At 52.4% G+C, this 13,468-nt stretch carries 15 protein-coding genes; 9 read left to right on the forward strand and 6 right to left on the reverse strand.

Annotated features, from left to right (window positions below; genetic code table 11):
* The first annotated feature begins 8 nt into the window (after positions 1 to 8).
* The 3 genes from J0X12_RS07140 to ettA all read left to right on the forward strand — a co-directional run bounded on the left by J0X12_RS07140 (position 9) and on the right by ettA (position 4,055).
* Complete coding sequence (locus J0X12_RS07140; protein ID WP_207043641.1) at positions 9 to 974, forward strand: AEC family transporter; 966 nt, start codon at positions 9 to 11, stop codon at positions 972 to 974.
* Positions 975 to 1,099: 125 nt separating this feature from the next.
* Positions 1,100 to 2,218, forward strand: a complete 1,119-nt coding sequence (locus J0X12_RS07145; protein ID WP_207043643.1) for a tetratricopeptide repeat protein — start codon at positions 1,100 to 1,102, stop codon at positions 2,216 to 2,218.
* A gap of 157 nt (positions 2,219 to 2,375) precedes the next feature.
* Entirely contained in the window at positions 2,376 to 4,055 is a 1,680-nt protein-coding gene (gene ettA, locus J0X12_RS07150; RefSeq protein ID WP_207043645.1) for an energy-dependent translational throttle protein EttA, read from the forward strand.
* A gap of 3 nt (positions 4,056 to 4,058) precedes the next feature.
* Here the strand turns inward: ettA and J0X12_RS07155 are convergent, their stop codons facing one another.
* A complete protein-coding gene (locus J0X12_RS07155; protein WP_207043647.1) occupies positions 4,059 to 4,679 on the reverse strand; it encodes a glutathione S-transferase family protein in 621 nt (206 codons plus the stop codon).
* Between the two features lie 179 nt (positions 4,680 to 4,858).
* On the opposite strand from J0X12_RS07155, the gene J0X12_RS07160 reads away from it, so the two are divergent.
* From J0X12_RS07160 to J0X12_RS07180, 5 genes are read left to right on the forward strand one after another with little or no spacing between them, the layout of a single operon-like run.
* Positions 4,859 to 5,710 (forward strand): hypothetical protein, encoded by an 852-nt coding sequence (locus tag J0X12_RS07160; RefSeq protein WP_207043649.1) that lies wholly within the window; start codon positions 4,859 to 4,861, stop codon positions 5,708 to 5,710.
* Positions 5,711 to 5,762: 52 nt separating this feature from the next.
* Positions 5,763 to 6,332, forward strand: coding sequence for a dTDP-4-dehydrorhamnose 3,5-epimerase (gene rfbC / locus J0X12_RS07165; protein ID WP_207043651.1), 570 nt, complete (start codon positions 5,763 to 5,765; stop codon positions 6,330 to 6,332).
* Complete coding sequence (gene rfbB / locus J0X12_RS07170) at positions 6,329 to 7,384, forward strand: dTDP-glucose 4,6-dehydratase (RefSeq protein WP_207043654.1); 1,056 nt, start codon at positions 6,329 to 6,331, stop codon at positions 7,382 to 7,384. Before rfbC ends, rfbB begins: the two co-directional genes overlap by 4 nt.
* Positions 7,381 to 8,241 (forward strand): dTDP-4-dehydrorhamnose reductase, encoded by an 861-nt coding sequence (gene rfbD / locus J0X12_RS07175; RefSeq protein ID WP_207043656.1) that lies wholly within the window; start codon positions 7,381 to 7,383, stop codon positions 8,239 to 8,241. The genes rfbB and rfbD overlap by 4 nt, the downstream gene beginning before the upstream one ends.
* Before the next feature lie 10 nt (positions 8,242 to 8,251).
* Positions 8,252 to 8,686, forward strand: coding sequence for an acyl-CoA thioesterase (locus J0X12_RS07180; RefSeq protein WP_207043658.1), 435 nt, complete (start codon positions 8,252 to 8,254; stop codon positions 8,684 to 8,686).
* Between the two features lie 29 nt (positions 8,687 to 8,715).
* Here J0X12_RS07180 and J0X12_RS07185 read toward each other — a convergent pair whose 3' ends face one another.
* The 4 genes from J0X12_RS07185 to J0X12_RS07200 all read right to left on the reverse strand — a co-directional run bounded on the left by J0X12_RS07185 (position 8,716) and on the right by J0X12_RS07200 (position 12,340).
* Entirely contained in the window at positions 8,716 to 10,038 is a 1,323-nt protein-coding gene (locus tag J0X12_RS07185; RefSeq protein ID WP_207043660.1) for a hypothetical protein, read from the reverse strand.
* An 82-nt stretch (positions 10,039 to 10,120) separates the two neighbouring features.
* Positions 10,121 to 10,720 carry a cadmium resistance transporter gene (locus tag J0X12_RS07190; RefSeq protein ID WP_207043663.1) on the reverse strand — a complete coding sequence of 200 codons (600 nt, stop codon included), beginning with the start codon at positions 10,718 to 10,720 and terminating at the stop codon, positions 10,121 to 10,123.
* Positions 10,721 to 10,754: 34 nt separating this feature from the next.
* Positions 10,755 to 11,747 carry a succinylglutamate desuccinylase/aspartoacylase family protein gene (locus J0X12_RS07195; protein WP_207043665.1) on the reverse strand — a complete coding sequence of 331 codons (993 nt, stop codon included), beginning with the start codon at positions 11,745 to 11,747 and terminating at the stop codon, positions 10,755 to 10,757.
* Between the two features lie 146 nt (positions 11,748 to 11,893).
* Positions 11,894 to 12,340: an Hsp20 family protein gene (locus J0X12_RS07200; RefSeq protein ID WP_207043667.1), complete on the reverse strand. Its 447-nt coding sequence runs from the start codon at positions 12,338 to 12,340 to the stop codon at positions 11,894 to 11,896.
* A 214-nt stretch (positions 12,341 to 12,554) separates the two neighbouring features.
* Between J0X12_RS07200 and J0X12_RS07205 the strand changes: the two genes are divergently transcribed.
* On the forward strand, positions 12,555 to 13,001 hold the full coding sequence (locus J0X12_RS07205; RefSeq protein WP_207043669.1) for a DUF1465 family protein: 447 nt from the start codon (positions 12,555 to 12,557) through the stop codon (positions 12,999 to 13,001).
* Between the two features lie 90 nt (positions 13,002 to 13,091).
* Here the strand turns inward: J0X12_RS07205 and rpmE are convergent, their stop codons facing one another.
* Positions 13,092 to 13,319, reverse strand: a complete 228-nt coding sequence (gene rpmE, locus J0X12_RS07210; protein WP_207043671.1) for a 50S ribosomal protein L31 — start codon at positions 13,317 to 13,319, stop codon at positions 13,092 to 13,094.
* Between the last annotated feature and the right edge of the window lie 149 nt (positions 13,320 to 13,468).

The following is a 13,468-nucleotide window of genomic DNA, read 5'->3' on the forward strand; positions in this document are numbered from 1 at the left end:
GGCGTTAAATGGCCGAAATTGCCGGGCTTGTATTTCCCCTTTTCGGGCTGATCCTGCTCGGATATCTCACGGCGCGGATCACAAAGCAGCCAGCCGAAGCCATGGGCTGGCTCAATACCTTTATCATCTATGTCGCGCTGCCCTGCCTGTTCTTCAAGCTGCTCTCAAAAACGCCAATCGAAAAGCTAACAAGCTGGGAGTTTATCACCACCAACGTCTCTACCACCTTTGTGATCTTCCTGATCGTCTATGCCATCGCCCGGCTGTTGGTGAAGGCAACCACACCGGAGGCAACCATTCAGGGCCTCGCCGGTGCCTATGGCAATATCGGCTATATGGGGCCGGGGATTGCGCTGCTGACCTTCGGGGAGGCGGCCGCCGTCCCCCTCGCACTGATCTTCTGTTTCGAGAATGTCCTGCATTTTATCGTCGCCCCGACGATGATGGCGCTTTCGGGCGGGAAGGAGCGGCATGTCGCAGCGCTGCTCGGGCAGATCGCGAAGAAGGTCTTCCTGCATCCCTTTATCATTGCGACCATTGTCGGTGTGGCGGCGGCGATCATAGAGTTCACGCCGCCGACGCCGATTGAGCGATTGATCGATTATCTCGCCCAGGCCGCCGCGCCCTGCGCCCTTTTCGCGATGGGGGTAACGCTGGCCCTCCGGCCGCTCAAGCGTGTACCTGTGGAACTCACCTTTATCATCCCCTTTAACCTCGTGGTGCATCCAGTGCTGATGTATCTAAGTTTAAGCTGGTTCGGGGATTTTGACCCCATCTGGGTCTATACCGCTGTCCTGCTGGCGGCGCTGCCAACGGCGACGAATGTCTTTGTCATTGCCCAGCAATATGGCGTCTGGGTCGAGCGTGCCTCGGCCACCATCCTGCTCACCACCATGCTCTCGGTCCTGACCGTCACGCTGTTACTGTATGCGATGACCACCGGCCTGATGCCCGCGGATTTATTTGTGGGGTGAGGGAGTTGGCTTTGAATCAGTGTGTATTTATGCGCAAAAAAGGCAAAATTGACTACCAGAACAGGGATATTGAATGTTAGAAGAGGAATGAAATCCATATTTTCTAGTAATAGGGGTGGAGGATAATGAGATATCTCACAGTTTTATTTATATTCATTCTCGGCATCACAAGCCTCCCCTCGATGGTAAATGGGACGATGCTTGAGAGCTGTAAAAAAAATCCCAGTGCAGACGCGCGAAAATATCACAAATTAGAAATTCAATTTTATACTCTTTGTCTTGAATTAACCGAGATTTCGGATAAAGAGCGAGCCACGTATCTTAGAAAAAGGGGCATGGCGTATGGGTATCAAAAGAAATTTTCGGTTGCGTTGGATGATTTGAATTCAGCTATAAAACTAGACCCGAACAATGCTCTTTTGTTTGTTAGCAAGGGATTGATTTACGTTGAAAAAAGAGACTTTAAATCCGCTTTTCGTGAATTTGCGGAGGCGTTGGATAGAGATCCAAACAATCATCAGGCCCTTTTAAGCAGGGGACTCCTTTATGAAAAACTTAACAATGATGAAAACGCAAAAGAAGATTTCCAGAACGCAATAAATGCAGGAGCGCAACATCCCTATCTGTTGCAAAAAGCGAGACAATACGGTTTGCTATTGGGTGGAGGAGTTAATAGGCCTGGGACACACATTCTTTTTGAAATTCCCAATACATTTACCTTGATTTTAAAAGATCAGACCCTTCGCAGTTCTATTTTGAAATACATCCCCAAGGCTGAGAGGTTAGATAATTGGTCAGAAATTATTCAGGTAACAACTACAGGCTTTAAAGAACCTAGAACAGATTTTGCCGGTCAGTATTGGGCCGAACGCCTTAAAGCTTATGCAAAAACATGTAAGAAATCAGAATTTCGCGACTATAACTTTCCCAACAGTTCTTTTACCTATCCGAAAGAAAGTCCGGACTATCCAGGTCACTTTTTAGTTGAGTCTGATCGCGTACGTGCGGGTATGTTGTTTTGCGATGGATTGGATACAACCGGTATGTATAATACACTGAGTCCAAAACTCAATGTATTTTTCTTTGTCAAAGTAATTGAGACCCCATATCGAAAGTATGTATTTCAATATATGTGGAGAAATGCCGATAAGTTCGCCAATTTTGTGGAACTATCTGGCAAGTTGGAAAATTTTATCATTCCAACTATGATGGGGGCGCAGGTTTACTTAGAAAAAATACCGTGATGTGAGCCATATACGACTAATACTTTTTATCTACTGCTATGCACTTGATAGCTATTCAAGAAACCGCTCCTCATCTCATCACAACAATTGCGTTCCTCACGTCCCTTCGCTAAAAGGGGCGCAGCGAATTATTTGTGGATCAGGAGCGGAAATCCCTATGGCGTCTTATCAGTATATTTATGTGATGAATGGTTTGTCGAAGACCTATCCGGGCGGCAAGCAGGTGTTGAAAGACATCCGGCTTTCCTTCTTCCCGGGCGCGAAAATTGGCGTGCTTGGCCTCAACGGCGCGGGTAAGTCGACGCTCCTTAAAATCATGGCGGGGATCGAGACCGAGTTCACCGGCGAGGCCTGGGCTGCCGACGGGGTCAAGGTCGGCTATCTCGCGCAGGAGCCGGAGCTGGACCCGGCAAAGGACGTGCTTGGCAATGTCATGGATGGGGTGGCCGAGAAGAAGGCGCTCCTCGATAAATTCAACGAGATTTCCGCCCGTTTCGCCGAGGACCTCACCGATGATGAGATGAATGACCTGATCGCGGAGCAGGGCGAGCTGCAGGAGCAGATCGATGCGCAGAACCTCTGGGATCTCGACCGCGAGGTGGAGATTGCCATGGACGCGCTGCGTTGTCCGCCAGGCGACGCCGATGTCACCAAGCTCTCGGGCGGGGAACGTCGCCGCGTTGCACTGTGCCGCTTGCTGCTGTCGCAGCCGGATATGCTGCTGCTCGACGAGCCGACCAACCATCTCGATGCCGAGAGTGTCGCCTGGCTGGAGCGCTTCCTGCATGACTATTCCGGCACCGTCGTCGCCGTGACCCATGATCGTTATTTCCTCGACAACGTGGCGGGCTGGATATTAGAGCTTGACCGTGGCCACGGCATTCCGTGGGAAGGCAACTATTCAAGCTGGCTGGAGCAGAAGGAGAAACGCCTCGCGCAGGAAGGCAAGGCCGAGGATGCACGGCGGAAAACGCTGGATCGGGAGCTGGAATGGATCCGGCAGGGGCCAAAGGGCCGCCAAACCAAATCCAAGGCCCGTATCAGTGCCTATGAGGATTTGCTGGCCGAGCAGAATTCCAAGCAGGCCGATGCGATGCAGATTTATATCCCGGCGGGTCAGCGTCTTGGCGATCTGGTGGTCGAGGCGGAGAACGTCTCCAAGGCGTTCGGTGATAAACTGCTGATCGACGGCTTGGACTTTAAGCTCCCGGCAGGGGCGATCGTTGGCGTGATCGGGCCGAACGGCGCCGGTAAAACGACCCTTTTCAAACTGCTGACAGGCCAGGAAAAGCCGGATACCGGCAGCTTCAAGGTCGGCCCGACAGTACAGCTCGGCTATGTCGATCAGGATCGTGACACGCTCGATCCCAACAAGAATGTGTGGGAGGAAATTTCCGAAGGGAACGAGATCATCTATCTCGGCAAGAAGGAGATCAACAGCCGCGCCTATGTGTCAGGCTTTAACTTCAAGGGCTCGGACCAGCAGAAGAAGGTCGGCCAGCTTTCGGGCGGGGAACGCAACCGCGTCAACCTCGCGAAAATGCTGAAGGCCGGCAGCAACTTCCTCCTCCTCGACGAGCCGACCAACGACCTCGACGTTGATACCCTCCGGGCGCTGGAAGAGGCGCTGCTACAGTTCGCCGGTTGCGCCGTGGTCATCAGCCATGATCGCTGGTTCCTCGACCGGATTGCCACCCATATCCTCGCCTATGAGGGCGACAGCCATGTGGAATGGTTCGAGGGCAATTTCGAGGCCTATGAGGAAGACAAACGCAAACGCCTCGGCAAGGAAGCGACCGAACCGCACCGCATTAAATACAAGCCGATCAAGCGCTAGGGACTAGGCTGTGTGTAGCGCCAGCGCGCGCTGCACAGCCGGGCGCTCCATCATACGGGCAAAATGCGCCTCAATTTTCGGGAAATCCGCGATGTTGACACCGTCGCCTTCGAGCCAGCGGCTCACCGTGAAGAGATAGGGGTCAGCGACGCTGTAGTCGTCCCCCATTACCCAGGGACCCTTAAACATTTCTGACTGAATAAGGGCGAAGCAATCTTCCATATTGCTTTTCACTTTGCGGCCCATATCCTCGATAGAGGATTTTTCAGTCACCCAGCGGGTGCCGCGTCTGCGATGAGCGTGGTTCACATGTGCTGTTGAACTGAGGTAGCTGTTGATGGACTGCATCTTGCCAAGTTGAAACACATCATCCAGCGGCGCAAGTTTGGCATCTGGATGCTTTTGCGCGAGATAGAGGAGGATGGCCGGCGTCTCGGTCAGGATGCCCTGCTCGGTGATCAGCGCGGGAACGCGCCCCTTTGGATTGATTTTGAGATAATCCGGTTTCGTCTGCTCGCCATCTGCGAAATTGACCCGGATGGCGTCGAATGACGCTCCGATCTCTTCCAGGACAATATGGGGTGTCAGGGCAATGGTGCCGGGGGAATAGAATAGTTTGTACATGATAATCCCTGTTGTTTTCTATGAACCATACCCTGAATTTGCGAGCCTAGGATAGACAAAAGTTCTCATCTCGGCGTGGGGCATTTAATGGATGAAGATATACAAAAGCGCTTTATACTGTTGGGATAGCAATTGCTATCTGAGGCGACATGAAATCGTTTGTTTTCCTGATCATGATAATGGCCTTGGCCGCCTGTGCCGGCACTGGGCGGCAGGCGGCTCACAATGTCTGGCCCTCGGACCCGGAAGAGCGGTCAGCGGCGGAACGAGTCTATGCAAAGACGCTAGGCAGGCCAGTCGGCGTGATGCCTCCGGGTCTGGATTTTACGTTTCGCGAGATTGTGGAGAAGCAAATACTGGATCATTTTGACTATCGGCTTGACCAGCTCGATGGCGCCGACCTGTTGAATGCTGTCCGGGAAAATGTAGCCAGCAACTTTATCGATGACCTGAGCCTCAGCGCGTGTCGGGATCCTGATATTCGGTTTTTGCTGAACAACGGTTTTGACTATGAATTCCGAATGAGAATCTTTGGCAGCAAAGGGACGAGCACGGCGTCGAACAAAATGGACAAGGGATTTTGCGTTGCCAGCGACTTGCCGCTTGCCAATCAGAATGCCATTGAGTCTCGCTTTGAAAAAGTCCGGCACTGGCCGAACGGTGATCGTGTTGATCCACGGTTGGTGGAGCGGGTCATGGGATTGTTTCAGGTGGCGGCCGCCAAACATGAACCGCCTGATGTGGACGGACTAGCCCTGAAGACTACTAATCTAGAGGCCGAAGGGCTTATGTTGTCTTTTTACGTGGCCAAAGAACAAAAAAATACCATAAAGCAAAGTAAGTATTGGCCTCAGAATTTTAAGGGGCGGATTCTTGCGAAGCGCTGTACAAGCAAGGCGTCGCTTGCGGCGATAACAGTGGGGGCAGTTTTCAGATACTCGATCGAGTTCCTGTCAAACAAAGAAGTTTTGGAGCACGTCGTTTTTACGGTTAGCTATCCGGACTGTTTACTTTATAACAAAAAACCGTGATGAAGGTGTTCCGGGGTTCCCGGAAGCGTAGTGTTTAAGGACGTGACTGAGCATGCAGATTGAAGAGACGGCGATTAAAGACGTACAAATCCTGTGTCCGAAAAAGTTCGGGGATGACAGGGGGTTTTTCTCCGAAGTCTGGAACGCTCAGACGCTGAAAGAAGCGGGGCTAGACCTTACCTTCGTGCAGGACAATCATGCCTATAACGCCGAGGCAGGTGTCGTGCGGGGGTTGCACTACCAACTGGATCCGAAGGCGCAAGGCAAGCTGGTGCGGGTCCTCCGTGGCGCGGTTATCGATGTCGCGGTGGATATCCGGGTGGGCTCCCCGACCTTCGGTCAACATGTGGCGGTGGAATTGTCGGCGGACAACTGGCGTCAGCTTTGGGTGCCGGCTGGCTTTGCCCATGGCTATTGCACATTGGAACCGGATACGGAAATTGTTTACAAGGTAACGGATTATTACAGCCCGGAGCATGACTGCGGTATTTTCTGGAATGATCCGGATTTGAATATTAATTGGTCCGTATCGACGGAAAAGGCGATTCTTTCAGAAAAAGATAAGATTTTGCCTCTATTAAAAGATCAGACAAGATTATTCGAATTCAAGGAAACCAGATGACTGTTTTTGTCACAGGAGGAGCGGGCTTTATCGGATCCGCCCTTGCCCGCGACCTGATCGACCAGGGCAAGGAAGATGTTTTGATTATCGACAAGCTGACCTATGCCGGATCGCTCGAAAGCCTGAAACCCGTCAGCAACAGCCCGCATTATCACTTTTCACAAACTGACATCTGCGATCGGGATGGAATTGGTGCACTGTTCACCAAATACAAGCCAAGCGCGGTCTATCATCTGGCGGCGGAGTCCCATGTCGACCGGTCGATCGATGGTCCGGCGGATTTTGTCCAGACAAACCTCGTCGGTACCTTCACCATGCTGGATGCGGCTTACCACTATTGGCGCGCCCTGGAGGGAGCTACAAAGGAAAGTTTCCGTTTCCTGCATGTCTCGACGGATGAAGTCTATGGCGAACTTGGCCCGGAAGGATTGTTCTCGGAAACGAGCCCTTATGATCCCAACTCACCCTATTCAGCGAGCAAGGCGGGGTCCGATCATCTGGCGCGAGCCTGGCACCGTACCTATGGCCTGCCGGTGCTGGTGACCAACTGTTCCAACAACTACGGACCCTATCAGTTCCCTGAAAAACTTCTGCCGGTGATTATCCTGAACTGCCTGAAAAGCAAGGAACTGCCGGTTTACGGCAAGGGAGAGAACATCCGCGACTGGCTCTATGTGGAGGATCATGCCGCCGCCCTGCAACAGGTAGTGGCCTCCGGTGAAATCGGGGAGACCTACATGATTGGCGGCCGGGCCGAGCGGACAAATATCGATATGGTCCGCAGCATCTGCAAGATAATGGACAAGAAATTCCCGGAAAAAGCACCGCACGAGGACTTGATCCGTTTCGTGACCGACCGACCGGGACATGACGCCCGCTACGCGGTGGACTGCTCGAAAATAGAGGCGGAACTCGGCTGGTCGCAATCCCTGGATCTGGAAACCGGCCTTGAGAAAACCGTCGACTGGTATCTCGAAAACCTTGATTGGGTGAAGGCGGTTGCCGCAGATTATACACAGGAACGCCTTGGCCTCGGAACAACAGGCCAATGAAGGTACTGGTCACCGGGGCTGGCGGCCAGGTAGGGCAGGCGCTGCAGAAACTTGCGCCGTCTCATAAGATCGACGTCATTGCGCTCGACCGTCAGGCGCTCGACATTACGGACCTGTCCGCCGTTCAGACGCGAGTTGGCGAAATCTCTCCCGATATAGTGATCAACGCTGCCGCCTATACGGCCGTAGACAGGGCGGAAGAGGAGGGGGAGGCGGCCTTCGCCATTAACGCCCAGGGGACGGAAAACCTGGCACTTGCCTGTGCGAAAAAGGATATCCCGTTCCTGCATATCTCGACGGATTTTGTATTCAATGGCAGGAAAGACGGTGCCTATCTGGAGGATGATCCTGTCGCGCCGCTCAGTATCTATGGGGAAAGCAAGGCGGAGGGGGAAGCCCGCACCGCCGCGGTATCACAAAAATACATCATTCTGCGGACAGCGTGGGTCTTCGGCGGCGCACAGAATTTTGTCAACACCATGCTCCGGTTGGCGGAAAGTCATAAGGAACTCAACATTGTCGATGACCAGACCGGCGGACCGACCGCGGCGGATGATATCGCGACAAGCCTGTTGCGAATTGCCGGAGCTGTCCGGCAGCCGGGATTTAAAGACTGGGGCATTTTCCATTATTGCGGCGCGCCGGCCGTGACCTGGTATGGCTTTGCACAGGCCATATTTGCCCGGCATGCGGAGGCGCCCGTCCTCAATCCCATCCCGACGGAGGATTTTCCTGTTCCTGCGGAGCGTCCCAAGAATTCCGTGCTTGATTGTTCAAAGATTAAACGGGTTTTTGGCATTGACCAGCCGGATTGGCAAAAGGCATTATCCGGAATATTGGCGAAACAAGAAAAATAGAGATAACCCAATGGCCCGTCAGGAATTTCACTTTTTTCATCCTTTTCGTGTGCGCTACTCCGAGATCGACGCACAGAGCGTTGTTTTCAATGCTCATTACCTGACCTATTTTGATACGGCCATTACGGAATTTTTCCGTCATCTGGGCTATAACCATCAGGACTATGTGAAACGGACCGGGAAGGATTTCCACCTCGTGAAATCGCTGGTCCTGTATGAAAAGCCGATCTTGTTCGACGCTGAGATTGAGGTCGGTGTCCGGATTGAGAAAATAGGCCGATCCTCCATCACTTTCGCTCTGGCCATTTTTGCAAAAGGCGAGGAAACCCGTTATTGCACAGGGGAGATCGTCTGGGTCAACACCGACCAGACCACCCATAAACCCGAACCCGTCGATAACGAATTCCTTGAATTGTTCGAGACGTTCGAGACTGTAAAGAAATAGCGCGTTTGCGCAGCCTTATCATTCTTCTGTCAATTTGTTTTCTGCATCCGCATACTGATAACACCGTGGCACTGGCCATAGTGCCCGCCGCCGCTGGGTGACTCCGCCCGGAAAAACTTGTCCGGGCCGTCGAGAACGAAACGCTCGGTCCATCGCCACAGAGTCCCGCCAGCCGGCACGTTTATTTGTAAATCTACATGACCGGGATTGTTTTCACCATTCAGATGGAGAGCGGTTCGTCCGCTATAGACCGCTTTTGAGATAATTCCCCGATGGAAATCCAGAGGAAAACTCCAATTGACATTTTGAATGCAGGACGCCGACGCCCCGCTGGATGATTTATAATTGGCAAAAACCTGCCAGGTACCTGTTGGATCAAATCCATTGTAGTTTTCACTAACTTGGCCGGAGGCACCTGATATGTCGCCGACTGTATCAGCTTTCTTCATATGGAGTTTCATTATTCCCGGGCAAGCTCCATTTGCACTTGCTTCAAACCATTCCTCGTCGCTGTTTATTTTAAATCTATCCTTCCATTCAAATTCACCTGAATTAAGTGGACCGTTCAGTTTTAAATCGACAAAATCATCATAATTTTCGCCGGTTAGATAGAGCGGAAGGTTGCCATCCCAATAAGTATTTGAGAACTTTCCTCGTCTGAAATCGAGGATGAAACTCCACCGGGCGCTTTTCGGGCAGGCACTAATATTATCAGGCCCTCTTTGATATCGAACTATAACCTGCCAGTTACCGGTCGGATCAAAAGTCTTTACCCCGCTTACGCGTCGCTGCGCCAAAAGGTCAAGTCGATCCTGTGCAGGCCCTATAAAGGGGCCGTCGCTGTAGGTGTCCATAAACTCCTGTATTGGCAGAGGGTCATTGCTGTTTTGCACGCGTTTCCAGGCTTCCAACATTGTTTTATCGTCAGACGACAATTTTTCGTTCTTTGTGGTGTTTGCAAGAGTCAATAGCTTCACATTGATTGCCGCTTCAAGATCACGGATCCATTGATTGTAGTTGCGATGGATCCCGTATCCGTTAGCCAGTAAATTGACACTTGAAGCATAGGTAATGGAGTAGCTGATCAATGAATAATCAATTCGAACATCGGCCTGATGATTTCGAATTCTAAGCACGCCTTCGATCTTGCCGGGGCCGGTGTCTTTCATTTTCCAATTCTTGCTGGCACCGGCCTGTTTGATTGCCTTGCCAACCTCTTCAAGTGACGTAAAGACAAGGCCTTGTGGAACTGGGACATTCTCAGAATTGTAGACCGGCTGTATCCGTTCCTGGCAGCCGCTGGCGAGGAAGACAACAAAGACGAGAGTTAGGACGCGAAAGTATGGTTTCAATAGACTTATCCCGAAACAACTGAGGGTTAAGTCGTTAAAATAGCGAACTCCCGTAAATTGATAAAGTCCTAAGCGTCTATTATTACGTGATGTCTGTCGGGGTGTTTGTCAGGATATAGAGGCCGACGCCGATCAGCAGGAAGGGCAGGATTTTCGGCGCATAGCGTTCCAGCAGTGATCTAGCTCGCCGATGGCCAATGGCCTTCTGCGCGCCAAAGGTGAATGCGGTGGCGGCCAGCAGGACACTTGCGACCATCCAGCCGATCAAACCAGGGCGGGTATCTGAGAGGAGCGGGGCCAGCACGGCAATGGAATCCCAGCTATGAGCGATCATAATCAGCGTTATGGTAAGAAAGCTGCCGCCCGCCTTGGGGATGACATCAGACGAAGCGCGCGCCGTTGATTTATGAGGGCGGACGAGGTGCCACAGCTCGTAAAGGCCAACTCCCAGCGGGACAAACCCGATATAGGGAATGATTTCGGCGGGTAGTTTCTGGATGCCATGGGCGAAAATCAGGCAAATGCCGATCATGAGAAGGACAGCCAGAAGATACCCCTGCCGCACCTTGGCAACGCCGTACTTCGGATGCAGTGACAAGGTGACAAGCAGGAAAAGATTATCAAAACTGGTTGAGAGAAAGGCCATGAAGCTGACGGCAACGGCAAGGAGAATATCATCCATTATCGGTTTCCCAGCTCGACCCTAACAACGCTACTCAGCTTTTTTCTTCGCCTTGCCCGATATGAAACAGGCAATCCCCGCGCACGACCCGTGCCGGCTGCCGCTTGGCGAGGATGACCCCGTCTGCCTCGAAAAACAGCTCAATCGGTTCCCGGCCGGGAGTCTCCGTGCGATGAATGAGTGCCGCCGGCTGTCCCTTCCTGACGTCTTCGCCGGGATCGGCAAGCGGTTCATAGACGCCGGGTTCCGTTGCGAAAATACTGCCTTCCTCATTGAAGATACGGCCCTTCTTGGGCGAGGATTCCGGTGCGGTGGTTATCACGCCAATTCGGTGGAGAGAGCGCAATAGACCGTCTCCGGCAAGTTTCGGAAGGCCCTTTGAGACAGTGCCACCGCCCGCCAGTTCGGTCAGGATGCTGCACACGCCTTTGCGAAACGCGGCCGCCGACGAGAAACTTCCGGCATCGCTTCGTTGAAAATACAGCGTATGCGGCAGGCTGAAGGCGTCGGCGATTTCCCGCTTCAGTGATAAGTGAGGATCGTCCTCCGACACGGAAAACAGCAGAGTCGGTGTGTAAAATAGGGAACTGCCGCCGGAATGGAGGTCAAACAGGTAATCCGCGCGCTCGAGCAGGGTATGCTCGATATAATGGGCGATCTGTTGGGTCGGCGTCCCGGTATCGCTGCCGGGAAAGGAGCGGTTAAGGTTCCCCTGGTCGAGCGGGGAGGTGCGCAGGCCCGCCTCGGCCGCCGGGAAATTCGCCATCGGCAGGATGATTAACTGCCCGCGTATCTGTTCGAGAGGCAGGGTCCGGATCAGGGTAGAGAGGATCACCTGGCCTTCATACTCGTCTCCGTGGTTTCCCGCCATCAGAAGGACGGTCGGGCCATCCCCGTTCTTCATGCTGGCAATAGGGATCGGGATATATCCATAGGCCGACCGGTGTACGGAATGCAGCAATTGCAGATATCCATGCTGAATACCGTCTTTATCGAAATCAACTTTGGTGGAGATAAGTGAGGACATGGGCTGGGCACCTGAAACTATTAAAACTTTTTCCCAATAATATATCTGTCCTTGTCGGTGGGCGCCATGAATGAATTGTCAAATTGCGCCGTAAGAATAATAGCCCGCCGGAGGGGCGGGCTATCTCTGGTTGGTAAGTCGCCGGATTAGGCGGCTTTGCTCTCGATGAGCTTACCTTTATTGATCTCGATTGTGCGGGGTTTCAGTTCCTCAGGAATTTCCCGGACGAGATCTATATGGAGAAGGCCATTTTCCATAGACGCGCCGACCACCTTGATCGTTTCGGCAAGCTCGAAATTCTGCACAAAGGACCGGGCTGCAAGGCCGCGATGCAGATATTCGACTTCTTCCTTTTCTTCCAGGGATTTGCCGCTGATTTTCAGGCTGTTCTGGTTGGCGACCAGTTCGAGTTGATCCTCCGTAAAGCCGGCGACGGCCATTGTGATCCGGTAATGGTCAGCATCCGTTTTCACAATATTGTAAGGCGGGAAGCTGTTGTCCGCTGTCGCGCGTTCCAGGCCGCGGAAAAGTTGCTCTATCCGGTCGAAACCGACGGTTGAACGCATCAGGGGTGAAAAATCATAAGTACGCATGGTTATATCCTCCTGTGAAGCAATATATATGCGGGCCGCCCAAAGAGGGCCAAACCCTTGTTATCAGACCCAAAATTGGCATCCGATGACCCTTATATGTGACGCTTTTCAGGAGTTTCAAGAGCTGAAAATATGGAAAATTAACTTTTGGGCGCTAGTTTTTTTCAGCAAATCCGGAGTAATTTCCGTTCATTTACACAGCAAAGGACAGCCGATGGGCGTCAGCAATGATGATGGAGCGCAATCAGGGGCGAATACCATCTTTTTTACCCGGACATATGATGAGGCGCTGGATCTGGTGAAGGAGGCGCGTGCCTATCTTGCGGGTCCGGGGCAGACGGCAGCTCGGGCCATGCCGGCGGAGGCCAGTTTCGTCTATGCGGCTGAATCATTGCGGCTGACGACAAGACTTACGGAAAGCATGTCCTGGCTTATGTTCCAGCGGGCATTGCAGGAAGGGGAGATCACGCTGGAAGAATCGCAGGAAGACGAATGCCATCTCCAGCATCTGGATATCTGCCTCGTCGACAAGCCATTGTCCGGCCGGGAACTATTGCCGGAGGGGTTGCTTTACCTGCTGGAACGGAGCGAACACCTGTATCAGAGGCTGGTCCGTCTGGATGAGCAGGGCAAGCACGCCTTTCAGCGTGCCAGGCAATAGCCTCATGGTCCGGATATTCAAAATCCGGCGACAAAAAAGGCGCTCAAATTGAGCGCCTGATCCGGGAACCCTTGCAGGTTCAGATTTTCGTTAGCTGGCTTTGATGCCGAAGTTAGCGAAACGCTTGTTGAACTTCGCAACCTGGCCATCATCACGTAGATGCTGCTGACCACCGGTCCATGCCGGATGCGTTTTCACGTCGATGTCCAGTTTCAAAACATCGCCTTCTTTGCCGTAAGTCGAGCGGGTTTCAAAGGTAGTTCCATCGGTCATTTCGACAGTGATCGTGTGGTAATCGGGATGTATATCTTTTTTCATGTCGGTTCACCCTTTGGGGGACGCTAAAATTCGTTCAGCGGGCCTTATATTAAAGCTTGGGCATTATGGCAAGCAAAGATATGTTTTTTGGCATTTTTTCTTGCATTCCTGGCTATGACCGTTACACCCAAGAGCTGGTTTTTATGACA

The sequence above is a fragment of the Sneathiella sedimenti genome, from assembly GCF_017313765.1.
GTDB lineage: Bacteria > Pseudomonadota > Alphaproteobacteria > Sneathiellales > Sneathiellaceae > Sneathiella > Sneathiella sedimenti.

Excerpts from the sequence above, each read along its gene's own strand:
- J0X12_RS07140 (WP_207043641.1), top strand. The coding sequence starts at position 9 with ATGGCCGAAATTGCCGGGCTTGTATTTCCCCTTTTCGGGCTGATCCTG.
- J0X12_RS07145 (WP_207043643.1), top strand. The coding sequence starts at position 1,100 with ATGAGATATCTCACAGTTTTATTTATATTCATTCTCGGCATCACAAGC.
- ettA (WP_207043645.1), top strand. The coding sequence starts at position 2,376 with ATGGCGTCTTATCAGTATATTTATGTGATGAATGGTTTGTCGAAGACC.
- J0X12_RS07155 (WP_207043647.1), bottom strand. The coding sequence starts at position 4,679 with ATGTACAAACTATTCTATTCCCCCGGCACCATTGCCCTGACACCCCAT.
- J0X12_RS07160 (WP_207043649.1), top strand. The coding sequence starts at position 4,859 with ATGGCCTTGGCCGCCTGTGCCGGCACTGGGCGGCAGGCGGCTCACAAT.
- rfbC (WP_207043651.1), top strand. The coding sequence starts at position 5,763 with ATGCAGATTGAAGAGACGGCGATTAAAGACGTACAAATCCTGTGTCCG.
- rfbB (WP_207043654.1), top strand. The coding sequence starts at position 6,329 with ATGACTGTTTTTGTCACAGGAGGAGCGGGCTTTATCGGATCCGCCCTT.
- rfbD (WP_207043656.1), top strand. The coding sequence starts at position 7,381 with ATGAAGGTACTGGTCACCGGGGCTGGCGGCCAGGTAGGGCAGGCGCTG.
- J0X12_RS07180 (WP_207043658.1), top strand. The coding sequence starts at position 8,252 with ATGGCCCGTCAGGAATTTCACTTTTTTCATCCTTTTCGTGTGCGCTAC.
- J0X12_RS07190 (WP_207043663.1), bottom strand. The coding sequence starts at position 10,720 with ATGGATGATATTCTCCTTGCCGTTGCCGTCAGCTTCATGGCCTTTCTC.
- J0X12_RS07195 (WP_207043665.1), bottom strand. The coding sequence starts at position 11,747 with ATGTCCTCACTTATCTCCACCAAAGTTGATTTCGATAAAGACGGTATT.
- J0X12_RS07200 (WP_207043667.1), bottom strand. The coding sequence starts at position 12,340 with ATGCGTACTTATGATTTTTCACCCCTGATGCGTTCAACCGTCGGTTTC.
- J0X12_RS07205 (WP_207043669.1), top strand. The coding sequence starts at position 12,555 with ATGGGCGTCAGCAATGATGATGGAGCGCAATCAGGGGCGAATACCATC.
- rpmE (WP_207043671.1), bottom strand. The coding sequence starts at position 13,319 with ATGAAAAAAGATATACATCCCGATTACCACACGATCACTGTCGAAATG.